Genomic DNA, 22229 nt, shown 5'->3' on the forward strand with positions numbered 1-22229 from the left:
GCGAAGGCCGGGACGGAGAAGGGACCATGCGACCGGGAACACGTGCCGCCGACGCGATACTCCGGCTGCTCAGCCGGGACTGGGCCGGGCTGGGCATCGCTCTGCTGCCGGCGGCCGCGGGTGCGCGGTGTGTATCCAGGGGGACCGGCCGGCGGATTCTCGGCGGTGTGCTGTGGGCCGTGGCCCTCGCACTCGGTCTCGGGTCGGTCCGCCATCTGCTGCATGTGAGCCGGATACGGGTGCGGTATCCGCCGCCCGGACGCATGGTCGACGTGGGCGGCCACCACATGCATGTCCTGGCCGAGGGAGACGGCGGAGCGAGACCCACGGTGGTCTGGATGCCGGGCGGCCATACCGGGGGGTACGCCGTGTACCGGCTGCACGCGCTGGCGCGGGAACAGATGCGTTCCGTCCTGGTGGACCGTCCGGGGTCCGGCTGGAGCGACCCGGGCCCGTTCCCGCGCACGACGGCGACAGAAGCCGTCGAACTGCTCACGGCGCTGGAACGGGCCGGTGAGAAGGGGCCCTACGTCTTTGTGGGGCACTCGTTCGGGGGGCTGCTCATGGCCAACGCCGCCAGGCGCCGCCCCGACCTGGTGGCCGGACTGGTGCTGCTCGATCCCACCCCGCCCGACGCCGTCGCCTTCGGCCCGGCGCTTCCGGGCTTACGACGTGCCCCGAGGGACCAGAGCGCCCTCGCGCTGCGCCACCTCTTCGGTCTCCACCCTCTCGCGGACAAGAAGGAGACACCCGCCTCCGACGACCCGACGCGGGTTCTCACCATGATCGAGCTCAGGACCAAGGCGAGCTGCGCGGCGGCATCGATCCTGCGAGAGCTGTCGCCGGACGGCATCACCAGAGACGGCTGGCAGACGGCCGTACACGACGGCGAGCTCGGCTCGCTGCCCCTCCTCCTCGTGGCGCCACGCGATCTGACGGGCGGTGGCGAGATCTTCGACGCGGTCGACGATCCGGAGGAGAGCGCCCGGCTGCGGCACTTCTTCCTCACCGTGAGAGAACGGTTTCTCGCAGCTTCCAGCAGCGGGCGGAGGATATACACCCCAGAGGGAACCGGCCACGACTTCCCGGATCGCGTACCCGATTTCGTCGTGCAGGTGGTGGACTCGCTGCTGAACGACCTGGACCACGCGGACCATCCGGACGAGCGCGGGCCGGGGGCGGCGAAGCCGTTCTGATCCGGTTGCGCCCGAGGTCCGAGCATCGTGCTTTTGGCGGGGGCGAAATTCCGGCCCAGCCTTGCCGACCCCCAAATGCTATTGGTCGGGACGTGGACGGGTCCCTGGCCCGAGAGCCGAGTCCAGCGGTCCGCTGGTCACGATCAGCAAGGAGCACGGCGCGACGCCTTCCCAGCCTCCGGCACGCCAGCGGAATAGCGCACCCCCTTCTCATGTTGACGTGACCACATTCAGTCGGCGACTCAGGAAGGCCAGGGTCCATATGAAGGTCCGCAACTCGCTGCGCGCGCTCAAGGCGAAGCCGGGAGCCCAGGTCGTCCGCCGTCGCGGACGCACCTTCGTGGTCAACAAGCGCGACCCGCGCATGAAGGCCCGCCAGGGCTGACATACGCCTGAACAGGGCCTCGTGGCAGCTCGGGCCCGGAGTGAGAGATCCCGACCTTGCGGCAGTCTTGCCTGCCGGTTCCCGAACCTACGTGAGTCGGCGGTGGTTCAGCCTTTCACTCGAGCCCTTGGTCTCAGCAGCTGTTCAGGCGGCTTTGCTCAACTCCTGACGATCAGTCGGCGTAGCTAACTGATCGTCAGGATGGGGTGTTCCCGACGACCTGCGGGAACGGGCTCCAAGTACCACCTGATCGTCGACCGCCACGGAACCCACTCGCCGTCACAGTCACCGGCGGCGTTCAGACCGTCGAGCTCCAGGCAGAAGACGTCCTCGGCGAGCTGGTCGTGAAGCTCGCCTCCCACCGCGACGACAGGGCGGCCCGTGTGCCTTCTGCGTCCACCTCCGGACCGTGGGGCGCGTCCGCGTGCCGCACGGCAAGGTGCCGGGGAGGGCCCGGAGGACGTTGTCCAGGCGGCCCCATTGCGTACGAGACGGGACAGACGTCGGTCGGGCGGCAAGGTTCACCGGCTATTTGACCTCGCGCTCGGGGCCTGCTCGTCGGGGTGGCCGGGCTCACTCATGGGGGACGACGGCGATGGGGCAGTGTCCGTGATGGAGGGCGGCGTGGGCGACGGGACTCAGGTGGGGTGTCACACCGTGCCGGTGAGTGCGACGGCCGACGACCAGGAGCGTGGCCCCTTCGGAGGCATGCAGGACGGCCTTGGCGGGGCTCGCGAGACGGATGCCGTCGGTCACGTCCACCTGCGGGTACTTCTGCTGCCACGGGCGCAGGACCCTGCCCAGCTCCTCACGCGCGTCCTTCGTCATTTCCTCGCTGACGTGGTGGTCCACTCCCCAGGGGGTGCGCGCGTGGAGCGGCACGCTTCGGCCGTGGACGGCCAGGAGGGGAACACCCCTGGCGGCGGCGCTGTGGAACGCGAAGTCGATTACCTCGTCGCAGGATTCGCGCAGTTTCAACGCCACCACCACGCGACCGGCAGGCGCGGAGGCAGTTCCCTCGTCCCGGGTTTCGGCGCGAACCACCACCACCGGCCGCTCGGCCCGTGCCACGACCGGCATGCTGACGTCGCCCATGAAGTAGCTCGCGATGGACCCCAGCCCATGCGAACCGAGCACGAGCATCTCGGAATCGGAGGCCGCATGGAGCAGCGCCTCCTGGGCGTCATCGGCGACCAGGTTCCCGACTACGGTCAGGTTCGGGTGGTGGGCCTGCAACTCGGCTTGCGCGGTGTGGACGAGGCGCTTGGCCCAGTAGTTCTGATCGACTTCCGAGGGAACGCCGGCCGGTTCCGGCGCGAGCATGGGCCACGCGTGCAGCAGGCGCAGCGTGAGTCTGCGCTTCTCGGCCTCGTCGGCGGCCCACCGGGCAGCCGTGAGGCTTCCGGGTGAACCGTCGAGGCCCACGGTGACGACTGGTTGCATGGCGGCGGCCTCCGTCTCGTACGAAGCTGGATACGACGGTGGATCACGCTGAACGACTCCGATGGCGTGCATGCTCCGGACGTCGCAGGCATGCCGACCGCGGTACTGCTCTCCTTCGAGGAGTACCTCAATCCCCTCCTCGGCGCATGTGGAGCCGCGGCGGAGGGACGGCGTCGGCGGGTCCAAAGCTCCATGCGCGGGGTTCCACGTCACGCGACAGGCCGTGGGAGACGCAGATGAAATGGTTGGTCTCGCTGCTCGGTGCTCGGTGCCGGCCTCGTATTAGTCGCTCTGCGGGACATTTCCCTCGCGCTCTGTCATATGGCGCGCCGCGGTGGGCTGAGCCGCCTCGTGATGACGGCACTCCGGCGGCTCGCCCGGCCGCGTGGTCGGGCTCGTCGGGCCGCTGGCCATGGTCATGGTGGTGGGCATGTGGGCGGCCGTCACCCTCGTCCTGGTGGAACCTGGTGGGTGACCTCGCAGCACAGGGGTAGAACGTGCGAAACGACGACGACTGCTGTCCCCTGCTCGGACAGTTCCGGATCAGGAAGCCTGGCCGTCCAAGGTGTGGACACCCACGACGCGGGTGTCGCCTCCGCCACCGTCAACAACATGCAACAGGTCGGCGGCTCCATCGGTACGGACATGGTGACCGATCGTGAAGCGGCGGTTGAGGTGTCGTGGGTTCTCGATCTCGTCCACAAGGGCCACGGCGTAGTCCTCGTAGGTGACGCGAGCTTGGCCGTCGTCGCCGGTGACCGGATGGTCGAGGCCGCTGCGGTAGGCGCCGGTGCGTGCGCCTGGGGCGAAGTGCACGGGCGGCGGGGAGAGGTATGTCCAGGTGACGTCGTCGCCGAGGGCGAGGTAGGCGTCGAGGGCCTGGATCTGGCCGGCTGCGTGGGGCTTGAACTCCTCGGGGAAACCGGGAGCGTCGAAGAAGCGCACACCCTCGTCGTTGAGGAGGCTCGCGCCACCGCCCATGTGCACGATGCGCGGGCCGGCCGGACCCAGGGCACGCACTGCCGCGACGACAGTGGCAACGGCGTGGGTGTACAGACGGGCGTCCGGCCCGCCGACGGTCAGCACCAGCGCGTCCGCGTCCTTGGCCAGGTCAGCTACCGTCCCGGCGTCGGTGACATCGCCCGACACCGCCCGCACGCCACTGGGCACCGAGCCGATCCGGGTGAGATCCCGGGCCACCGAGGTGACCTCGTGCCCCCGTGCGGCGGCCTCGGCGACGACACGCGAACCGGCCTTTCCCGCGGCTCCGAACACCACGATCCTGCTCATCGTCCTCGTTCTCTTTCCTGTCGGGTACGGCAGATCAGGCGCCCTGCGCGCCGAAGAGGTACTGGTTGCCGATGTCGATCAGGAACGGGCCGCCGTAGGACGGGTAGCGCTCCACGATCGCCTTCTTGTACGCCTCACCGTCGTCGGCGAGCAATTCGCGCGCGGCGGTCAGGTAGCCGCGCAGCTCGGTGTAGACGGCCGGCTTGGCGGGCAGACCGTGCCCCGCCAGGATCGTGTCGTACGAGGTGGCGGCTGTCAGGGTGTCGAGGGCCTTCTGCCAGCCGTCGATGTCGTTGTTGCCCAGGAACAGATGGGTGGCGTGGTACACGAGGTCCTGGGCGACGAGGACGCCATGCTCGGGCAGCCCGATGACAAGCTCGTCGGCCGCCTCGCCGCCCGCCATGGCCTGGTAGACGAACGGGACGCCGTCGATGACCTCGGTACCCGGGCTGATCTCCACGGTCGGCGTGACGTCGGCGACCGGGATGAGCGTGCCGGTCGGGTCCTGGGCGTCCCCCTGCGCGGCGATCTGATCGCGCACGGCAGGCAGCGCGTGCACGGGCGCTCCGAAGCGGGCCGCGCCGTGGAAGTGGTCGGGGTGGGCATGGGTGATGATCAGCCGGTCGATCGGCTTGCCCAGTTCCTTGGCGTAGGCGACGACCTCGTCGGCGTACCCCAGCGCATACTGCGCGTCGACGGCCACGATCCGGGCCGGAGTCTCGATCAGCTGGGTGGTGACATTCAGACTGTCGTCCGGTGCCATGTAGCTGTGCACGCGGACGGTGCCCTTGTCGATGACCGTGACAGTGCCGTTCATGTTGCTCTTCTCCCTGGTCGTGCGGCATCCGAACAACCGCCATGGGTTCCACTGTCGCCCGTGAGCCAGGGCCGTGCGAGATACGCTGAAGACACCTGATGGTCAAAGACGGACATGAGTGAGGTCTCCCATGTCGGCCTCCGAAGTCGCCGCCACCACCCGTGACGGGCCGATCCCGGGCTTCTCCTTCAACCCTCCCGCCGCCCCGGTCGAAGGGTTCGAGCTGATCGAGCTGGCGAGCCTGCACGAGCGGATGGGCGACGGCGGCCTCCAGCGCGTCCACCGCGTCGACTTCCACACCGTCACCCTGATCACCGAGGGCAGCGGGGAACACGCCGTCGACTTCGTCACCTACCCCTGCCGTCCCGGCACACTGCTGTGGATCCGCCCCGGCCAGGTCCAGCGCTTCGGCCGCCCCGGCACCATGCAGGGCACCCACCTGCTGTTCACCCCCTCCTTCCCACCGAGCCTGGCCGGCACAGACCGCCTCGTGCACGGGTGGTACGGCCCTGTCTGCCGGCAGCTGGACACAGGCCACGACTACGCGACCCTGTCCGCCCTGCTGGCCAGGCTGCGCGCCGAGTTCACGCGCCCGGACGGCACCGCCTCGCAGGAGATCCTCCAACTCCTGCTGGCCACCGTCCTGTTGCACATCGACCGACTGCCGCAGCCGGGGACGAGCGGTGACCGGCACGCGGGCGGCGAGGTCTACGCCCGCTTCCGCGCGGAACTGGAACGCTCCTACGCGACCACCCGCCGCGCCGAGGACTACGCCCACCGTCTCGGCTATACCGTGAAGACCCTCACCCGCGCCTGCCTCGCCGCGACCGGGCAGACCGTCAAACAGGTCATCGACGCCCGTGTCGCCCTCCAGGCCCAGCGGCTGCTCGCCCACACCGACGAGCCGGTCGCGGTCATCGCCCGCCGCCTCGGCTTCTCCGAACCCACCAACTTCGGCAAGTTCTTCACCCGCCACACGGGGACGACGCCTGGCGCCTTCCGCGGCATCCACGGGGTCGGGACGGGCGCACAGGGCTCTCTCGGTGGGTTCTCGGGCCGCTGACCTCGTCCTCCCAGCTTCTGTCGCAAGTATCGGCGAGGTGCCGCGCCGCCTGCCGGCGAAGGCGCTGACAGCGGACTCTCCGTCAGTTCCCGGCTGACTCCCCGTGTTTCCCCTGCGGCACAGGTCAGAGTCGACCAGCGCGCCGCAAGGACGCGGGTGTGCACGGGAGCCGCCCCCACCGACCCCCATCAGTCGAGGAACCCATGACGCAAACGTTCAGTGGCTTGCGTACCGCTCGGAGCTTCCAGCTGCCGACACCGGCCGACGCCGCGGAGCCGGCCGCAACGCGCACGCCGACCGTCGAGATCGTCATCCCGGTCTACAACGAGGAACGGGCCCTGCCCGGCTGTATCCGGACCCTGCACGCGCGACTTCGCGACGAGTTGCCGTACCCCTGGCGGATCACCGTGGCGGACAACGCCAGTGTCGACCGCACCCTCGCCGTGGCCAGGGAACTCTCCGAGGAGTTGCCCGGCGTCGGAGTCGTCCACCTGGAACGCAAGGGGCGTGGCCTCGCGCTGCGCACCGTCTGGGGGACGAGCGACGCCGAGATCGTCGTCTACATGGACGTCGACCTGTCCACCGGCCTGGACGGGCTGCTGCCACTCATCGCCCCCCTGGCCAGCGGGCACTCCGACCTGGCCATCGGCAGCCGCCTCGCCTCCGGCGCACGTACCGTGCGCGGCCCGCGCCGTGAGCTGATCTCCCGCTGCTACAACGCCCTCATCCGGCTCACCCACGGTGCCCGCTTCAGCGACGCCCAGTGCGGATTCAAGGCCGCCCGCACCGAGGTGCTGCGCCCGCTGCTGTCGAAGACCCAGGACGACGCCTGGTTCTTCGACACCGAACTGCTGCTGCTCGCCGAGCACAACGGACTGCGCATCCACGAGGTCCCCGTCGACTGGGTGGAGGACGTCGACACGCGCGTCGACGTCGTCGGCACCGCGGCCGACGACATCAAAGGCCTGTGGCGGATGGCCCGGCTCAAGGCGTCCGGCGCCGCTCGCGTCCCCGTTCCGGCCCGTCCGCGACCGGCCGCCGAGCACCCCGATGCGGTCCTGGCCCCGGACACGGACCGTTCCCAACTCACCTGGCAGATCGCCCGCTTCGCGGTCATCGGCCTCGCTTCGACGGCCGGACAGGCGCTGCTGTACTGGCTGTTGCGCGGCTGGTGGCAGCCCGCCCTCGCCAACTTCGTCTCCCTGCTGGTGCTCACGCTCCTCAACACCGAGGCGAACCGCCGACTCACCTTCCGCTACTCGGCGGACGGCATCGGCGTCGGGCGCGCCCACCTGGGCGCGGGCGCGCTGTTCGTCGTCGGCTACCTCGTCACCTCGGCCGCCGTCCTGCTCTTCCGAGAGGCAGTGCCGGACGCGTCGGCGGCTGCCGAAACCCTCGTGCTGGCCGTCTCCTCGGTCCTGGTGACCGGCATCCGCTTCCTGGTGCTGCGGCTGGCCGTGTTCCGCCGCGCGTCCTGAACCCCCCTCCCGAGACCCGAGACCCGAGACCTGAGAGCGAATCTCCCCGTGACTCACACCACCGAGGCGCAGTCGGGCACCGTCACGCGCCTTCCGTCTGTCAGCCGCGCCTTGCCGCGTCGGGCGGCCCCGATCACGCTGGGCGTGATCCTCGTGCTGTCCGCGCTGCTCTACGGCTGGGCCCTCGGCTCTCTCGGCTGGGGCAACACCTACTACTCGGCCGCCGTGAAGTCGATGGGCCGGAGCTGGACGAACTTCCTGTTCGGCGCCTTCGACCCGGCCGGAGTCGTCACGGTCGACAGGCCCCGGCCGCGCTCTGGCCACAAGTGATCAGCAGCAAGATCTTCGGCCTGCACGGATGGTCACTTCTCCTGCCCCAGGTGGTGGAGGGCGTGGCCGCGGTCTTCGTACTGCATCGCACCGTCCGTCGCTGGGCCGGTGAGGGCACTGCGCTCCTCGCCGCCTTGGTGATGACCCTGACCCCGATCACCGTGGCCATCAACCGGGACAACAATCCCGACACGCTGTTGGTGCTCTTCCTGGTCCTCGCCGCCTACGCGCTGACGCGCGCTCTGCAGTCCGAGTCGGGCCCGCACGGCACGTGGTGGCTGTGCGCGAGCGGGTTCCTGATCGGTTGCGGCTTCCTCACGAAGATGATGGCGGCCTGGATGGTGCTGCCGGCGCTCGCCGCGGCCTGGTTGGTGGGCGCGACCGGCACCTGGCTCGTACGGGTCGGACGGCTGCTGATCGCCGGTGCTGTGGGTGCCGTCTCCTCGCTGTGGTGGGTGGCGATGGTGGCCTGGTGGCCGGGGGAGCAGCCGTACGTCGGCGGCAGCACCGACGGCGGAGCCTGGGACCTGGTGACCGGTTACAACGGGCTCGGCAGGATCTTCGGTGAGAGTGCGGGCAGCGGCGGCATGGGCAGCATCGGCGGTGCCTTCGGCGGCGAGGCGGGGCTGCTGAGGCTGTTCAACGACCAGGTGGCCGGCCAGATCAGTTGGCTGCTGCCGGTGAGCGCGGTGGCGCTGATCGTCGCTGTGGTCGGCGCGGTGCTGCGCCGGCGTGGAAGCAGCTCGGCGGGCGAGGCACTGCCGGGCTCCGGGTGGGTGTTGTGGGGGACCTGGCTGGTGGTGTGCGGGCTGGTGTTCTCCACTCAGGAGGGCACGTTCCACCCGTATTACACGACCCAACTCGCCCCGGCCATCGCCGCGTTGACGGCCGGTCTGGTCATCGCGCTGGTGCGGGCGCACCGGGCCGGGGCGCGCTGGGCGCTGCCGGTGGGTGCCGGGACCGTACTCATGACCATGGCATGGGCCGTGACCGTGATTCACCGGGTTCCGTCCTGGCACGGGTGGCTGGCCTGGGTGGTGCTCGTGCTGGGGCTGGTCGCCGCAGGGCTGCTGACGGCCGCGACGCTGAAGCCGCGACTGGCGCTGGTCGGAGCAGGGGGTTGAGCTGGTTGCCCGCGAGTGCCAGAACAAGCGCGCACATCGTGGTGAGCGCCGCCGTCAGCCGCGGGTGATCGCGGTGCAGGAACAGGGAGGCCGCCCCTATGGCGCCGGTCACCACCACGAGGGTGTCCGGCGCTCTCAGTTGCGTGGGGCTGTCGGGGGGCAGGGCGCTCCCGATGACGCCCATGGCGAAGGCGGCCAGGGCCAGGGCGCCGTCCGCCGCACGTGGATGGCGGTGCGCTTTGTTGCGCCAGTCGCTGATCATCATGTGTCTCTCAGCCGTGTCCCTTGGTGTCGCCCGTCTCTCCAGCATCTCCGATGCCGCTCGTGGCCTACCGCTCCGTACGAGAGCAGGCGGTCAGAGCAGGGCCGGGATGATGGTCATACGGGCGAGGGACGCGTCGAAGAAGACGGCCGAGGCGAGACCGAGGCCCATCATCTTGATCATCTACTCGCTCATTCCGATGTCCCTGCGTAGGACACGGTCCTAGTCCTGCTGGCCGTCCATGGTGTGCGGGTCCGCGCCCTGCCATGCGGCTCGGAGCAGCCGTCGCAGGCTGTCCGGAGTCACCGGGCGCGGATTGTTCGCCGGGACCGCTTCCAGGATCACGGGCACGGCGTCGTCGATGTCGGACTCGTCGAACCCGTGGTCGCGCAGCGCCTTCGGCGCATCCACCGCGCCGCGCAGCCGCTGCAGACCTTCCAGCGCCGACGTGTCGCCGAACGCGTCGGCGATCCGGCGTTCGGCCTGCGGTGCGGCGGGTGCGTTGAACGCGAGGACGTACGGCAGTACGACCGCGTGCGTCTGGGCGTGCGGCAGGTCGTATCGGCCCCCGAGCACATGACAGATCTTGTGATGCAGCCCCGACCCCGCCGACGAGAACGCCACCGCCGACAGATAGGCCCCGTACAGGACCTGCTCACGGCCGTCCAGTCCCCCTGGATCGGCCACCACCGCCGGCAGCCCGGTCGCGAGCGCCCGGATGCCCTCGCCCGCCAGCGCCCGGTCCACCGGATCGGTGCGCGGCGCCCACAGGGAGTCCACGCAGTGCGCCAGCGCGTTCAGCCCCGAGGCGACGCTCAGCGCCGTCGGCAACGACAGCGTCAAGGTCGCGTCGTACACGATCGAACGCGGCAGCACCCGCGCGTCCACGCCGGTGGTCTTGCGTGCGCCTTCGGTCAGTCCCCAGACGCTGGTGGCCTCCGATCCCGCGTACGTCGTGGGAACGGCCAGGATCGGGATCCCGGTGGTCAGCGCGACCGCCTTCGCGAGACCGGTCGTCGAACCCCCGCCGACGCACACCAGGAGATCCACCTCGTGCGCGGCTGCCGCGGCGCGCGCCCGCTCCGCCGAGGCGACCGGAACATGCATCACCACCTCGTCGTGCCGGTGCACGACCGGCACCTCCGCGGTGACCTTCGCGGCCAGGTCCGCCTCGGCCGGCGAGGCGATCACCATCACCCGTGAGGCGCCCAGCCGTTCGGCCTCGGTGCGCACCGTCGCCGCGGCTTCGCCGGGTGCGAAGCAGACGCGCTGGGGCAGCGTCTCATGCTCGAATCGCACGTCAGCCCTCTCCTCGGGTTCGTGCGAGCACGATGTCGAAGCGCACCCGGGACCAGCTCCGCCCGGACAGATCGCGTCCGTCGGGGGTCGGCGTGCCGGCCGGCTGTCGCTCGAACGGCTTGACGAGGGACGGTTTGACGCCGAAGACGGCGTCGGAGTCCAGCAGTTCGTCGCCGGCGACGAAGATATGGGTGACGAGGGTGCGCAGTCCCGGGGCGGTGGCCTTGAAGTGCAGGTGGGAGGCGCGCATCGGAGAGCGGCCCGTCCGGTCGAGCAGGCGGCCGACGGGACCGTCGTGGGGGATGGGGTACGGCGTCGGGGTCAGGCCCCAGAACGCGTAGCCGCCCGTGTCGTCGCTGTACAGATGGGCTCGGCCCGCCAGGTGGCCGTCGTCGTACTGAACGTCGTAGAAGCCGTCCTCGTCCGCTTCCCATACGTCGAGGCGTGCGCCGGGCACGGGGTTGCCGTCGGTGTCGGTGACCGTGCCCTCCACCCAGCAGGGCTCTCCCGGGGCGCCGGCGGCCAGGTCGCCGCCCCGGGGGATCTCGGGGGAGTCCGCCACGAAGAACGGGCCGACCACGGTGGCTTCGGTGGCGCCGGTGGTGGCCTCGTGGTTGACGTTGATGGTCTGCATGGAGGCGCCGAGGACGTCGGACAGCAGCACGAATTCCTGGCGGCGGTCGGTGGTGATGTGGCCGGTGGCGGTGAGGAAGTCGATGGCGTGCTGCCATTCGGCCTCGGTCAGGCGGACCTCGCGGATGAAGGAGTGCAGGTGGCGTACGAGGGCCTGCGTCAACTCTTTGAGACGCGGATCCGGGGTGCTGCGGAACGACGCGAGTACGGTCCGGACGAGCTCGTCCTCGACCGCGCGCTGCCGGTCCGGGACCGCGGGAGCGGTGGTGGTCATGCTGAGGTTCCTCCTGCCGTCGGCATGGATGTGGGGTTCTCTCTGATGCGGGTGGGACGCATGCCCGCGACGACCACGACGGTGAGCACGAGCACGACGCCCGCGGTGACGCGGTAGCCGAGGGCGACGGCATGGGAGAACGACTCCGCGACGGCCGTCCGGGCCTCGGCGCCCCGCGTGGCGGCGAACGCCTCGGCCGGCGTCGTGCCCGCGCCCCCGAGCGCCCTCGGGAGCCGGTCGGAGAAGCCGGTGGCGATGGCCGTGCCGACCACGGCGACACCGAGCGCGCTGCCGAACTCCCTTGCGGCGCTGTTGAGTCCCGACCCGACCCCCAGGCGGTGCGGTGGGAGCCCCGTGACGACGGCGTGCGAGAGCGCGGGGAGGGCCAGGCCGTTGCCGAGCGCCGCGACCAGGGTGTACGCGGTGAGCACGCTGAAGGGTGTGGTGATGGTCGCCGTGGACAGCAGGAGCAGCCCGGCGGCGATGAGCAGCAGCCCTGTGCAGACGGTACGGCGGGCGCCCCAGCGGTCGGTCGTGCGCAGGCCGATCCGGGTGGCCACGACGATTCCGGCCGCGAGCGGCAGCCCTGCGAACCCCGCCAGCAGCGGGGAGTAGCCCAGGCCGTACTGGAGGAACTGGGCGTTGACGTAGAAGAGGGCGAACATGCCGAAGAAGACGGCGGTCACCCCCACCGCTCCCGAGCGCACCGCTCGCACACGGAAGAGCCGGGGGTCCAGGACGGGCCGCGCGGTGCGCAGTTCGGTCAGGACGAAGCCGGTCAGCGCGACGGCGGCGGCCGCGAAGGCGGCCAGGGCGGCGCCCGAGGTCCAGCCGCGTGCCGGGCCCTCGATGATGCCGAACAGCAGGGCGACGGATCCCGTGACGAGCAGGGCCGAGCCCGGAGCGTCGACTCCGGTCGACGTGCGGGCGGGGCGCGGCGCGACGAGTGCCGCAGCCGCCAGCAGGACGGCGGCGAGGGGCACGTAGACCCAGAAGAGCGCGGGCCAGGGCAGGTACTGCAGGATCAGCGCGCCACCCGCGTTGCCCAGGGCGCCTCCTACGGGCTGGGCAGCCCCCCAGACGGCGACGGCGGTGGCCCGCCGCCCGGCGGGAACGCCGTGCAGCAGCAGGGACATGGAGGCCGGCATCAGCAGCGCGGCGCCGGCCCCGGCCAGGGCTCGCCCGGTGAGCAGCAGGGCCACGTCCGGCGCGAGCGCCGACACGGCGCTGCCCGCGGCGAGCAGCCCGAGACCGCTCAGCAGCGCGCCCTTGCGGCCGAGTCGGTCCCCCAAGGCCCCGGCGGGGACCAGCAGCGCCGCGAAGACGATGACGTAGGAGTCGACGATCCACAGCAGTTGGGTGGGCGACGGGTGCAGGCCGCTCGACGACAGCTTGGGTATCGCGAGGTTGATGGCGGCGACGAGCGACTGGACGGCCATCACGCAGCCGCACATCACCAGCAGGACGCCGCGCGTCCCGCGAGGCGGGGCGACTGGGACGGCGCGCGCCCCGACCTCGGTGCCTGCCGTGAGCGGGTGATGTTCTTCCGGGGCGTCCGGGGCGTCCGGTGCGGGGAGGCTGGTCACGCTGACGGCCGCCTACCTGAGCGGGCGCCGCGCGCGTCGCCCGTGGTCGACGACGACCGCGAGCAGGCCGCCGGCCAGAGCGAGGTTCTTGAGGAAGTCGCCCTGCTGGCGGGCGCGTTGCGGGCCCTGCGGCTGGGTCCAGAACGGGAAGGCCGCGACGGTCGTGGGCGCCAACGAGCCGGCCAGCGCCGCGGCGGCGGCCACGGGGGCCAGGCCGGCCGCAAGGGCGGCTCCGGCGGTGACGTGGACGGCCGCGTTGGCGCGGACCAGTTGACGGTCGGTGAACCGGTCCAGGAGCGGCACCGCACGGCGGCACCGCTTCAGGAACGGCTCCGCGCCCTGGGCCGGGCCGTCCGGGTGCCGCCACACCTGGCGGCCTCCGGAGACGAAGACGGCGGCCAGGGCGAGACGGCTCAGGGCGCGGCCGACGTCGTCGTGGCGCGGCGGTGTGTCAGGCATTCCAGGGGTCCGTTCGCAGATGGCGGTCGAAGAAGCGCTCGATCAGCGCGGGGGTCAGCAGCACGGAGCCTTCGGCGTCCGGGGCACGGGAGGAGCGCACGGTGGCCGTCCTGGGGCGCAGTTCCCAGTCGCCGGTGTTGAGGAAGCCGTGGTCGGCGCCGTGCACCAGCAGCAGATGGGACTCGGAGCCCGCGGCGAGCAGGGCGTCGTGGAGCCGACGGCTCTGCGCGGGCCCGATGATCAGGTCGGCGTCGCCGTGCAGCAGCAGCACGGGCGGCACACCCGGACGGACCTGCCGGGCCGGGCTCGCCTCGGCGGCGGTGGCGGCCCGGTCCGACGGACGTCCGCCGAGCAGACCCCACGCCGGGGCGGACGGGTCCACGCCCAGGACTCCGCCGGGCAGGGCGTCGTCGTTCAGGGACAGCAGGTCCGTCGGGGGATAGCCCGCCACCACGGCCCGTACGGCGGGCGCGGCGTCGGCGGCGCAGGCGGCGAGCAGGGCGAGATGTGCGCCGGCCGAACTGCCCCACAGCCCGATCGCGGACGGATCGAGGGCGTACACGTCCGCGATGTCCCGCAGGTGGCGCAACGCGGCGCGGACGTCGTGCAGTTGGGCCGGCCAGCGGGAGACCGCGGTGGAGCGGTACTCGATGTCCGCCATGGCGTAGCCGCGTTCGGCGAAGAGGCGGGACAACCGGGGTCCCTGGCCCCGCCGTTGGCTGCGCCAGCCGCCGCCGGACAGCCACACGATCACCGGCATGGGCGTGGGCGTGGGCGTGTGCGTCGGCGCGGACGGCGGCAGATACAGGTCCATCCGCAGGCCGCCGCCGTACACGAGGTCACGCACCACCCGGGCGGGTGCCGCGTCGATCCGCTCGGGGGGACGCGGCGCCCGGCTGAGGCCTTCCATGAAACGGCCCATGACGGCGGCGTTGTTCGCCGACACGGCTGCCAGGTCGGGGAGTCGTGTGTTCTCACCGGGCATCGGCGCGGCCCGTCCTGACCGGCGTCAGAGGCAGGAGCCTCGCACGCCGCTCGGTCCGGTGCTCGGCGAGCCGCCGCTGGTAGTGCGGGGCGAGCATGTCCGGCGTCCACTCCATCTCCGTGTCGAGCGTGACCTCGACGCCGGTGACCCCGGGCAGTCGGCCGAGCCGCTCGCGTGCCTCGTTGGCGAAGGCGCCCAGCAGCATGCACGTAGCGTCGGTGAGCCCGAACTTCACGCCGATCCGCTGACCGCCCGCGCCGTCGTCGATGACCTCTATGCCGCTGATCAGCCCCATGTCGTCCATCCCGGCCGGGACGCCGGCGGTGATGCTGCACGGGTCGACGATCGTGTTGAGCACTTCCCGGACCCGGGCCTCGCCGATGTCGCCCATCACGCCACCGCCGGGGACTCGGCCAGCAGTCGGCCGCGGTCCCAGGCCGGGACCAGTTCGTCGGTGTCGAACTCGTCACCGGCGATCGTGGCCCGCAGCTTGTCCTCGTCGATGCCGTGCAGCCGCAGGAAGTTGCGGCCCAGGATGTCCTTCTTCGCCTCCAGGGTCAGCGGCTCCACGCCGTGTTCCTCGATCAGGTCCTGAGGCGTCTCGAAGTTCCAGAACGCCTCGATGATCGGGCGCGGATGGACCGCGATGACTCCGGTGCCCCAGATGATGCGCTGGGCCCCGTGCGGTACGGCGAGGAAGGCGCCCATGGCCTCGGCGAAGCGGCGCGGCGCGGTGCGGGCCAGCGCGGAGGTCACCTCCAGGTTGACCACCACGTTGGGGGCGCACTCCATCAGCATCGCCGTCTCCTCGACGAACGCCAGGCCGCCGTGCACCACCTCGAAGGTGAGGTCGGGGAACGCGGCCGCGGCGCCCTCGATGTCGTCGATGCGCAGGGCGTGGGCCGGGCCGGGGCCGACCGGGAGCGCCTTGTGGATTCCGATCACCTTGATGCCGCGTTCCCGGGCCCGCTCGAACACCGGGTAGCAGACTTCCGGGTTGCTCATGTCCAGGGAGGTGACCCGGCCCTCGACCAGGTCGATCGGGTACAGCTTGAGGGCGTTCACCCGGTGCTCGTCGACCAGTTCGTCGACCCGGTCCACCGCGCCCGGCCGCAGCGGGGACACCGCGCCGTAGACCAGCACCCGGTCGGGCCACAGCTCGCGCATCGCCAGCCCCGAGGACAGCGCGGAACCGCCGTCGCGGAAGTGTCCGTAGATCGGCGTCTCGTGGTAGACGACGACGTCCGTCTGGCTCTCGGCGAGGATCGCCCGGCCGATCGCCTCGGCGCCCGCGCCGTGGTCCAGGTAGACCGACTTCGCGACGGCGTACTCCGGTCCGCCCCACTTCGCGTGCAGCCGGTACATGTGCTCGCCGATCGCCCGGCCGAACGCCGGGTTGACGCAGTTCTCCGGCAGGAAGTTGTAGTCGTGCGCGACGCCCTCGACGATCAGGGTGTTGTCGATCATGTGCTGCTCCATCTCCTGGTGGTGTTCGCTGTGAGCGGGTCGGGCGAAGTCCGCTGCGGTTCGGCAGCGCCCCGAAGGGGCGCGGGGAACTGCGCGACCGGCCACGATGGCGCCGCAGCTAAACGACGGCACATCGCGGCACTTCCAGCGGAGCGCCTACGCCAGTAGCTCCGCGATGGTCTTCAGCGCCTGAACGGCGAGGCGGTCGTCGGTGTCGCCGTCGGCTCCGCCGACGCCCAGGGCGCCGATGACCTCGCCGTCGTCCACGGTGATGGGCACCCCGCCCGGCACCGGGAGGAGTTGGGCGTCGACGAGGTGCACGGGCGCGACCGCCATGGCGGGCGAGGCGGCGAACCCGGCGAACGCCGCTGTCGGCAGGCCGGTGACGGCGGCGGTGTAGGCCTTGCGGCGCGCCGTCTCGACCCCGATGGGGCCGACCCCGTCGTCGCTGAGCAGCACTTTGGTGACGCCGCTGCGGTTGACGACGACCACGCAGATCCGCAGGCCCTCGGCCCGGGCGGCCTCCAGCGCGGCCTCGGCGGCACCGTGCGCGAGGGCGTAGGTCAGGGGCTCCCTCATCCTGCGGTCCTTTCACGGAGCGGGGTGGCGTTCGCGTCGGAGCCGGCCGCCGGGATCCCGCGGATCAGGTCGGACGCCTTCTCGGCGACGGCGACGACGGTGGCGTTGATGTTCGCGCCGGGCACGTTCGGCAGCACCGACGCGTCGACCACGCGCAGTCCGTCGATGCCGCGCACCCGCAGCTCGGGGTCGACGACGGCGTCCTCGGAGACGCCGATGGCGCAGGTGCCGCAGGCGTGGTTGGCGGAGAAGCCGCTCTGGCGCAGATAGCGCTCGAAGTCGTCGTCGGTGCGCACGTCGGGGCCCGGTGCGAGTTCCGCCTTGATCATCGGAGCGACCTCGGCGCTGCGCAGGATGGCCAGCGTGGTGCGGACGGTCTCCCGCAGGGCGACGACGTCCTCGGGCTCGGTGAGCAGGTTGAACCTGATGCGCGGAGCGTCGGCCGGGTCGGCGGAGCGCAGCCGGACCTCGCCGCGGCTGCGGGGCGTCCCGACGGCGTTGAGGGCCACGCAGTGGCGGTTCTTCAGCGGCCGGACGCCGGGGAACCAGGGCCGGGCGTCGAAGCCGCCGCCCAGGATGCCGAGGAACCCGTCGGGACGGTCCAGCTCGGGGCGGGTGCGGACGTAGGCGGACAGGAACTCGGGCATCTGGGCCAGCGGACCGCTCCCGGCGACGAGCCAGCGGAGCGCGTCGCGCACCAGACGGTCCGCGCGCAGGTGCTCGTGGAAGGTCACCGGGTCCCCGACGTCGAACAGCACCGGCGCGGCCGGATGATCCTGCAGGTTGGCCCCGACTGCGGGCAGCTCCACCGCCGTGTCGACGCCGGCCTCGCGCAGGTGGTCGCTCGGGCCGATGCCCGAACGCATCAGCAGCTGCGGCGAGTTGAACGTGCCGGCGCAGAGCACGACCTCGCGGGCCGCCCGGATCACCCGGCTGCGTCCGCCCTTGACGACCCGGACGCCTGTCGCACGGCCCCGCTCCAGCACGACCGTGTCCACCAGCACCCCGGTGAGCAGGGTGAGATCAGGGTGCCGGCGCAGCGCGGGGCGCAGATAGGCGGCCGCGGTGCTGTGGCGTCGGCCTCGCCGCAGGGCGTTCTCGTTCTGGCCGGCGCCGGTGGGGTCACCGCTCTGGGTGTCGTCGGGGAACTCGATGCCCAGCGAGCGGGCGGCGCGGTCCAGCCGCTGCCCGAAGGGCCCCCGGCGGTGGAAGCTCGACACGGTGACGGGGCCGTACCTGCCGTGATGCTCGGTGTCGCCGCGCCAACTGCTCTCCGCGCGGCGGAAGTAGGGCAGCAGATCGTCCCAGCCCCAGCCCGTGGCACCGGACTTGACCCAGTCGTCGTAGTCGAGGCGGTGCGCGCGGACATGGGTCGAGCCGTTGATCGAACCGGTCCCGCCGACCAGCCGGCCGCGGGGGACCGGGATGCTCCGGCCGTCCAGTCCCGGCTCGGGCTCGGATGCGTAGCCCCAGCTGATCCCCTTGCGGCCGGACAGCAGGCCGACTCCGGCGGGGAGTTGAACCAGCAGGCTGCGATCCGCGGGCGGGCCGGCCTCGATCAGCAGTACGCGTGTCCCGGTGTCGGCGGACAGGCGGGTGGCGAGGACGCAGCCGGCCGAGCCCGCGCCGACGACGACGTAGTCGTACTCGGCGTCGTGCCCGGTGCTCATACGGAAGGTCCAGACATCATCGTCTCCTTCGGCTGTGGACGAACGCGCGGTGGAGGCGGGGTGGGGGAGCGAGGGGGAGGGAGTCGCTCGCGCGGCGCGTTCTCAGGTGTGATCGCGAGGTGGCAGGCAGTCGTTCGGGCGGCTCGTCACCTCGATGCCGGGTCAACGTAACAGGGCGTCCGACGATCCGACAGGGGTCTGCAAGTAATTCATCAAAGCAGGTCAGGCCCATTGACAGTTTTTCATCAGCCCCGTAGAACGGCATGAACGCCCCATGAACGCCCATGGGCGGCACCGCTCACCGCGGCTGTCCGAGCGTGCCGGAAGAGCCGCCGCACGCTCATGCGAAGACGCCCTGACAGCAGGCAGAAGCCTCGACCGCGGGCCTTCGACCCCAGACCCCTCAAGCAGCCTTCGTACACACGTCCCCGCTGCCTCAACGCCGAGGAGATGGTTCAGCATGACCGACACGACCGTGACCGACACGGGAACCGGCTACGGCCGCAAGCCCTCCTCTCACGACGCCCGGCTGACCGAGGTCGGCCCCGGGACGCCGATGGGCGAGGCACTGCGCCGCCACTGGCAGCCGATCGCCAGTTCCACCGCGCTGACCAGCGACGTCCCGCACCGCGCCCGGATCCTGGGGGAGAACCTGATCGTCTTCCGGGACGGCGAGGGCAACCCGGGCGTGGTGTTCGAACGGTGTGCGCACCGCGGCAGCAGCCTCTACTACGGCCGTATCGAGGAGGACGGCATCCGCTGCTGCTACCACGGCTGGAAGTTCGATGTGCAGGGCCACTGCCTGGACCAGGCGTGCGAGATCGACGGCGGCAGGCGCCGCAATCTCGCACGTCAGCCGTGGTATCCGGTGGAGGAGCGGTACGGGCTGGTCTTCGTCTACATGGGACCGCCCGAACACAAGCCCCCGCTGCCGCGCTTCGACAGCCTGGAGCCCCTGGGCGAGGGCGAGAGCTACTACACCAGCTGGGCCGTGCCCGGCGCCGAGGTCGTCGGCCTGGACCAGGACTTCAACTGGCTCCAGGTCTTCGAGAACGCCGTGGACCCCGTGCACGCGGCCTGGCTGCACTCCAACCACAGCGGATACCAGTTCGCGGGCACCGGCACGGTCGGCTTCCCCGAGAACTACTACGACCACCGCACCGCCGGCGAGCGCACCACCTACCACCGCACCGAGCACGGCGTCGGGTACGTCTGGCGCTACCAGGACACCAAGGGCGAGGGCGGCGCACTCGTCGACATGGAGTGGTCGGCGCAGTGCCTGCTGCCGAACATCCTCGCCCTGCCCGACTTCGTCAAGTCCACTCCCGACGGCCGCAACGACATGCTGCTCTGGATGGTCCCCGTCGACGACACGCACCACCGCCTGCTCTTCTCGATCCGCGCGACCGGCCCGGAGCGGGCCACCTCCTTCATGTTCGGCATCAAGCAGAACGGCAAGAACGGCTGGGAGCTGACCGAGGAGGAGAAGCAGCGCTTCCCCGGCGACTACGAGGCCCAGCGCTCGCAGGGCGACATCACCCAGCACTCCGAGGAGACCCTGGCCCCCTCCGACAAGGGCGTCGTGATGCTCCGGCGCATGCTGCGCACGATGGTCGACGACGTCGAGGCCGGCCGCACCCCGCTCGGCGTCGACGCCCCCGGCGCCCCGGTCCGCCGCGTCGAGGCCGGCCTCTCCATCAGGTCGCAGCAGGCGGACGACACCCTGGACGAGGCGGCGGCCCCCTCGGCGGTCGGCCCGTGAGCACCGACTGGACGGACGTGGTCGTCGTGGCCCGGCACGACGCCACGCCGAGGATCGCCGTCTTCGACCTGGCCCGGGCGGACGGCGGCGAGCTGTGGGAGTACGAGGCCGGCGCCCATGTCGACGTACAGGTCGGCGAGGCGGCACTGGTCCGGCAGTACTCCCTGTGCGGACCGCCGGGCCGCCGCGAGCAGTACCGGATCGCGGTCCTCGACGAACCCGCCTCGCGCGGCGGCTCCCGCGCCATGCACGCCCTCGCCGAGGGCGACCCGCTGCGCATCGCCGCGCCGCGCAATCGCTTCGGCCTGACGTCCGCGCGACGGCACGTGCTTCTCGCGGGCGGCATCGGCATCACCCCGCTGCTGGCGATGGCCCAGGCGCTCGACGCCGTCGGCGGCGACCACCACCTGCACTACTGCGCCCGCAGCCGGACCGAGGCGGCCTTCCTCGCCGAGCTGGAGGGCCGTCCGCGGGTCACCCTCCACTTCGACGACCAGGCCCCGGAGCAGCTCCTCGACCTGGGACGCGACCTGGGAGAGCCCCTCCCCGGGACCGCGGTCTACGTCTGCGGTCCCGGTGGATTCATGGACTACGTGCTGGGGCGGGCGGCCGAGCTGGGCTGGCCCGAGTCCGCCCTGCGCAAGGAGCGCTTCAGCGCCTCGCCCCCGTCCGCTCCCGCGCACGACGGGGGAGGCAACGGCGCGGGCGGGAACGGCGGATTCACCGTGCGGCTGTCCTCGACGGGAGCGGAGTACCTCGTCCCCGAGGACCAGAGCGTTCTGGACGTGCTGCTGGCGAACGGGGTCAAGGCGCCCTACTCGTGCGGACAGGGCATCTGCGGCGAGTGCGTCGTGAGCGTGCGCGCCGGCGAGCCCGACCACCGAGACGACGTCCTGACCGACGAGGAGCGCGCGGAGGGCCTGTTCGCCCCGTGTTCCTCGCGGTCCCGGTCCGCCCTCCTGGAGCTGGAACTGTGACGACAACGAACCCGATGACTCCCGAGTCGCCCGAAGAGGCCGAGGCCGCCTGGCGCGCCGCCCAGACGCTCCCGGACCCGGAGCCGGCGATCCGTGCCCTGCTGCACCCCGACTGCGTGATCGTGCACTCGGCGGTGGGCCACATCCACGGCGCGGACGACTGGCTGCGGTATGCGGCACGTCTGGGCCGCACCAGCCAGGTGGACACCTACGACCTGACGATCCAGCGGTTCGGCTCCACGGCCGTGGTCAGCTGCCTGCAGGAGATGCGGGTCGCCTTCGTGCCCGAGCTCCCCCCGTTCGTCATCCAGGCCGCCGTGAGCCGGGTCTGGGTGGAGGCCGAGTCCGGCGGCTGGCAGCTGGCGCATCTCCAGCTGGCCCGGCGGCTGCCACCGGGCTGAGCATCCGGGCCCCGGAAGCCCGGGAGTCCGGTGCGCCCGCAGAACGGCCGCGGTCAGTCCTGGGGCTCGCCGTTCACCGGCGAGCCCTCCTCCCGCGTCGCCTCGGCGAGGGCGGCGATGATGCGGCCCACCTGCTCCGCGTAGTGGTCGGTGAACTCCGGTGAGGCAGGGTCCTGTCGGGTGAGCTCGCGCGCGATCCACGGGATGGCCACCGGAGCGATCGAGGCCGCGAAGAAGACGAGAGCCACGGCCCCGACGTCGAGGTCACTGCGGAACTCACCGCGCGCCTGCCGCTCGCGGAGTTCCTCGACGTGCTTGAACAGCTCGGCCGCCCGCTCGTCCTCGGCGGGTGGGCGGGTGCCGGGGTCCTCACGGGTGAGGGTGTGCACCCACGGCGGGTCCTCATGGGCCCAGTGGACATAGCGCCGCACGGCCTCCGCGAAGGTGTGGGTCTGACTGACCTGCATCGACTCCTCGAGCCACCGCTCGCTCAGCGCCTCGTACAGCCCGCGTTTGCCCCCGAAGTAGTAGGTGATCAGCTGATGGCTGACGCCGGCCGCCTCGGCGATCCGCACGACCCTGGCTCCGTCGAAACCGTGGGCGCCGAACTCCGCGCCGGCGGCGGCAAGAATGGCCCGCCGGGTGCCCACCGGGTCCCGCTGGCGGTCGGGATCCTTCGGACTCCTCCTGCGCTGCCGCCTGCCGGACCGTTCCTCCGGCTTTCCTGACGTCGTCTCCTCCGCTGCCAC

Annotated in this window: 22 protein-coding genes; 9 read left to right on the forward strand and 13 right to left on the reverse strand. The window is 71.5% G+C overall.

The features are described 5' to 3' along the window. Window positions 1-26: 26 nt before the first annotated feature. Both ACWCPF_RS24450 and ykgO read left to right on the forward strand, forming a co-directional pair. Window positions 27-1196, forward strand: coding sequence for an alpha/beta fold hydrolase (locus tag ACWCPF_RS24450; RefSeq protein WP_451047199.1), 1170 nt, complete (start codon window positions 27-29; stop codon window positions 1194-1196). Between the two features lie 262 nt (window positions 1197-1458). Next, window positions 1459-1581 carry a type B 50S ribosomal protein L36 gene (gene ykgO, locus ACWCPF_RS24455; RefSeq protein ID WP_358807815.1) on the forward strand — a complete coding sequence of 41 codons (123 nt, stop codon included), beginning with the start codon at window positions 1459-1461 and terminating at the stop codon, window positions 1579-1581. 573 nt (window positions 1582-2154) lie between these two features. Here the strand turns inward: ykgO and ACWCPF_RS24460 are convergent. From ACWCPF_RS24460 to ACWCPF_RS24470, 3 genes are all read right to left on the reverse strand, one after another. Next, on the reverse strand, window positions 2155-3024 hold the full coding sequence (locus ACWCPF_RS24460) for a universal stress protein (RefSeq protein ID WP_451047260.1): 870 nt from the start codon (window positions 3022-3024) through the stop codon (window positions 2155-2157). Between the two features lie 543 nt (window positions 3025-3567). After that, window positions 3568-4314 carry an NAD(P)-dependent oxidoreductase gene (locus ACWCPF_RS24465; RefSeq protein WP_451047200.1) on the reverse strand — a complete coding sequence of 249 codons (747 nt, stop codon included), beginning with the start codon at window positions 4312-4314 and terminating at the stop codon, window positions 3568-3570. 34 nt (window positions 4315-4348) lie between these two features. Then, window positions 4349-5131: an MBL fold metallo-hydrolase gene (locus tag ACWCPF_RS24470; protein ID WP_451047201.1), complete on the reverse strand. Its 783-nt coding sequence runs from the start codon at window positions 5129-5131 to the stop codon at window positions 4349-4351. A 130-nt stretch (window positions 5132-5261) separates the two neighbouring features. Between ACWCPF_RS24470 and ACWCPF_RS24475 the strand changes: the two genes are divergently transcribed. The 4 genes from ACWCPF_RS24475 (at window position 5262) to ACWCPF_RS24490 (ending at window position 9126) form a co-directional block, all read left to right on the forward strand. Next, on the forward strand, window positions 5262-6194 hold the full coding sequence (locus ACWCPF_RS24475) for an AraC family transcriptional regulator (protein ID WP_451047202.1): 933 nt from the start codon (window positions 5262-5264) through the stop codon (window positions 6192-6194). Window positions 6195-6397: 203 nt separating this feature from the next. Then, window positions 6398-7672, forward strand: coding sequence for a glycosyltransferase (locus tag ACWCPF_RS24480; RefSeq protein WP_451047203.1), 1275 nt, complete (start codon window positions 6398-6400; stop codon window positions 7670-7672). Between the two features lie 48 nt (window positions 7673-7720). Beyond that, window positions 7721-8002, forward strand: a complete 282-nt coding sequence (locus tag ACWCPF_RS24485; protein ID WP_451047204.1) for a hypothetical protein — start codon at window positions 7721-7723, stop codon at window positions 8000-8002. Next, entirely contained in the window at window positions 7999-9126 is a 1128-nt protein-coding gene (locus ACWCPF_RS24490) for an ArnT family glycosyltransferase (RefSeq protein ID WP_451047205.1), read from the forward strand. Before ACWCPF_RS24485 ends, ACWCPF_RS24490 begins: the two co-directional genes overlap by 4 nt. A gap of 484 nt (window positions 9127-9610) precedes the next feature. Here ACWCPF_RS24490 and ACWCPF_RS24495 read toward each other — a convergent pair whose 3' ends face one another. The 9 genes from ACWCPF_RS24495 to ACWCPF_RS24535 form a co-directional block, all read right to left on the reverse strand. Further along, complete coding sequence (locus ACWCPF_RS24495) at window positions 9611-10687, reverse strand: maleylacetate reductase (RefSeq protein ID WP_451047206.1); 1077 nt, start codon at window positions 10685-10687, stop codon at window positions 9611-9613. Between the two features lies 1 nt (window position 10688). Next, window positions 10689-11594 carry a dioxygenase family protein gene (locus ACWCPF_RS24500; protein WP_451047207.1) on the reverse strand — a complete coding sequence of 302 codons (906 nt, stop codon included), beginning with the start codon at window positions 11592-11594 and terminating at the stop codon, window positions 10689-10691. Then, the gene (locus ACWCPF_RS24505; RefSeq protein WP_451047208.1) at window positions 11591-13180 is read right to left on the reverse strand and encodes an MFS transporter; all 1590 of its coding nucleotides are present in this window, start codon (window positions 13178-13180) and stop codon (window positions 11591-11593) included. The genes ACWCPF_RS24500 and ACWCPF_RS24505 overlap by 4 nt, the downstream gene beginning before the upstream one ends. A 12-nt stretch (window positions 13181-13192) precedes the next feature. Then, window positions 13193-13639, reverse strand: coding sequence for a hypothetical protein (locus tag ACWCPF_RS24510; RefSeq protein WP_451047209.1), 447 nt, complete (start codon window positions 13637-13639; stop codon window positions 13193-13195). Next, the gene (locus ACWCPF_RS24515; RefSeq protein WP_451047210.1) at window positions 13632-14624 is read right to left on the reverse strand and encodes an alpha/beta hydrolase fold domain-containing protein; all 993 of its coding nucleotides are present in this window, start codon (window positions 14622-14624) and stop codon (window positions 13632-13634) included. Before ACWCPF_RS24515 ends, ACWCPF_RS24510 begins: the two co-directional genes overlap by 8 nt. Beyond that, window positions 14614-15015 (reverse strand): metal-sulfur cluster assembly factor, encoded by a 402-nt coding sequence (locus tag ACWCPF_RS24520; RefSeq protein WP_451047211.1) that lies wholly within the window; start codon window positions 15013-15015, stop codon window positions 14614-14616. The genes ACWCPF_RS24515 and ACWCPF_RS24520 overlap by 11 nt, the downstream gene beginning before the upstream one ends. Continuing rightward, window positions 15015-16091: an amidohydrolase family protein gene (locus ACWCPF_RS24525; RefSeq protein WP_451047212.1), complete on the reverse strand. Its 1077-nt coding sequence runs from the start codon at window positions 16089-16091 to the stop codon at window positions 15015-15017. The genes ACWCPF_RS24520 and ACWCPF_RS24525 overlap by 1 nt, the downstream gene beginning before the upstream one ends. Before the next feature lie 156 nt (window positions 16092-16247). Next, on the reverse strand, window positions 16248-16670 hold the full coding sequence (locus ACWCPF_RS24530) for a GlcG/HbpS family heme-binding protein (protein ID WP_451047213.1): 423 nt from the start codon (window positions 16668-16670) through the stop codon (window positions 16248-16250). Then, window positions 16667-18340 carry a GMC family oxidoreductase gene (locus ACWCPF_RS24535; RefSeq protein ID WP_451047214.1) on the reverse strand — a complete coding sequence of 558 codons (1674 nt, stop codon included), beginning with the start codon at window positions 18338-18340 and terminating at the stop codon, window positions 16667-16669. Before ACWCPF_RS24535 ends, ACWCPF_RS24530 begins: the two co-directional genes overlap by 4 nt. A gap of 460 nt (window positions 18341-18800) precedes the next feature. Here ACWCPF_RS24535 and ACWCPF_RS24540 point away from each other — a divergent pair, with 460 nt between their 5' ends. From ACWCPF_RS24540 to ACWCPF_RS24550, 3 genes are read left to right on the forward strand one after another with little or no spacing between them, the layout of a single operon-like run. After that, window positions 18801-20102 (forward strand): Rieske 2Fe-2S domain-containing protein, encoded by a 1302-nt coding sequence (locus ACWCPF_RS24540; RefSeq protein ID WP_451047215.1) that lies wholly within the window; start codon window positions 18801-18803, stop codon window positions 20100-20102. Next, window positions 20099-21079 (forward strand): PDR/VanB family oxidoreductase, encoded by a 981-nt coding sequence (locus ACWCPF_RS24545; protein WP_451047216.1) that lies wholly within the window; start codon window positions 20099-20101, stop codon window positions 21077-21079. Before ACWCPF_RS24540 ends, ACWCPF_RS24545 begins: the two co-directional genes overlap by 4 nt. Window positions 21080-21093: 14 nt before the next feature. Next, on the forward strand, window positions 21094-21480 hold the full coding sequence (locus tag ACWCPF_RS24550) for a nuclear transport factor 2 family protein (protein WP_451047217.1): 387 nt from the start codon (window positions 21094-21096) through the stop codon (window positions 21478-21480). A gap of 53 nt (window positions 21481-21533) precedes the next feature. On the opposite strand, the gene ACWCPF_RS24555 is transcribed toward ACWCPF_RS24550, so the two are convergent. Further along, window positions 21534-22229: a TetR/AcrR family transcriptional regulator gene (locus ACWCPF_RS24555; RefSeq protein WP_451047218.1), complete on the reverse strand. Its 696-nt coding sequence runs from the start codon at window positions 22227-22229 to the stop codon at window positions 21534-21536.

Source organism: Streptomyces sp. NPDC001858 (genome assembly GCF_053594615.1).

Coding starts and splice junctions, on each gene's coding strand:
- ACWCPF_RS24465 (WP_451047200.1), bottom strand. CDS start 4,314: ATGAGCAGGATCGTGGTGTTCGGAGCCGCGGGAAAGGCCGGTTCGCGT.
- ACWCPF_RS24480 (WP_451047203.1), top strand. CDS start 6,398: ATGACGCAAACGTTCAGTGGCTTGCGTACCGCTCGGAGCTTCCAGCTG.
- ACWCPF_RS24500 (WP_451047207.1), bottom strand. CDS start 11,594: ATGACCACCACCGCTCCCGCGGTCCCGGACCGGCAGCGCGCGGTCGAG.
- ACWCPF_RS24515 (WP_451047210.1), bottom strand. CDS start 14,624: ATGCCCGGTGAGAACACACGACTCCCCGACCTGGCAGCCGTGTCGGCG.
- ACWCPF_RS24530 (WP_451047213.1), bottom strand. CDS start 16,670: ATGAGGGAGCCCCTGACCTACGCCCTCGCGCACGGTGCCGCCGAGGCC.
- ACWCPF_RS24550 (WP_451047217.1), top strand. CDS start 21,094: ATGACTCCCGAGTCGCCCGAAGAGGCCGAGGCCGCCTGGCGCGCCGCC.
- ACWCPF_RS24525 (WP_451047212.1), bottom strand. CDS start 16,091: ATGATCGACAACACCCTGATCGTCGAGGGCGTCGCGCACGACTACAAC.
- ACWCPF_RS24540 (WP_451047215.1), top strand. CDS start 18,801: ATGACCGACACGACCGTGACCGACACGGGAACCGGCTACGGCCGCAAG.
- ACWCPF_RS24450 (WP_451047199.1), top strand. CDS start 27: ATGCGACCGGGAACACGTGCCGCCGACGCGATACTCCGGCTGCTCAGC.
- ACWCPF_RS24520 (WP_451047211.1), bottom strand. CDS start 15,015: ATGGGCGACATCGGCGAGGCCCGGGTCCGGGAAGTGCTCAACACGATC.
- ACWCPF_RS24470 (WP_451047201.1), bottom strand. CDS start 5,131: ATGAACGGCACTGTCACGGTCATCGACAAGGGCACCGTCCGCGTGCAC.
- ACWCPF_RS24475 (WP_451047202.1), top strand. CDS start 5,262: ATGTCGGCCTCCGAAGTCGCCGCCACCACCCGTGACGGGCCGATCCCG.
- ACWCPF_RS24460 (WP_451047260.1), bottom strand. CDS start 3,024: ATGCAACCAGTCGTCACCGTGGGCCTCGACGGTTCACCCGGAAGCCTC.
- ykgO (WP_358807815.1), top strand. CDS start 1,459: ATGAAGGTCCGCAACTCGCTGCGCGCGCTCAAGGCGAAGCCGGGAGCC.
- ACWCPF_RS24535 (WP_451047214.1), bottom strand. CDS start 18,340: ATGAGCACCGGGCACGACGCCGAGTACGACTACGTCGTCGTCGGCGCG.
- ACWCPF_RS24510 (WP_451047209.1), bottom strand. CDS start 13,639: ATGCCTGACACACCGCCGCGCCACGACGACGTCGGCCGCGCCCTGAGC.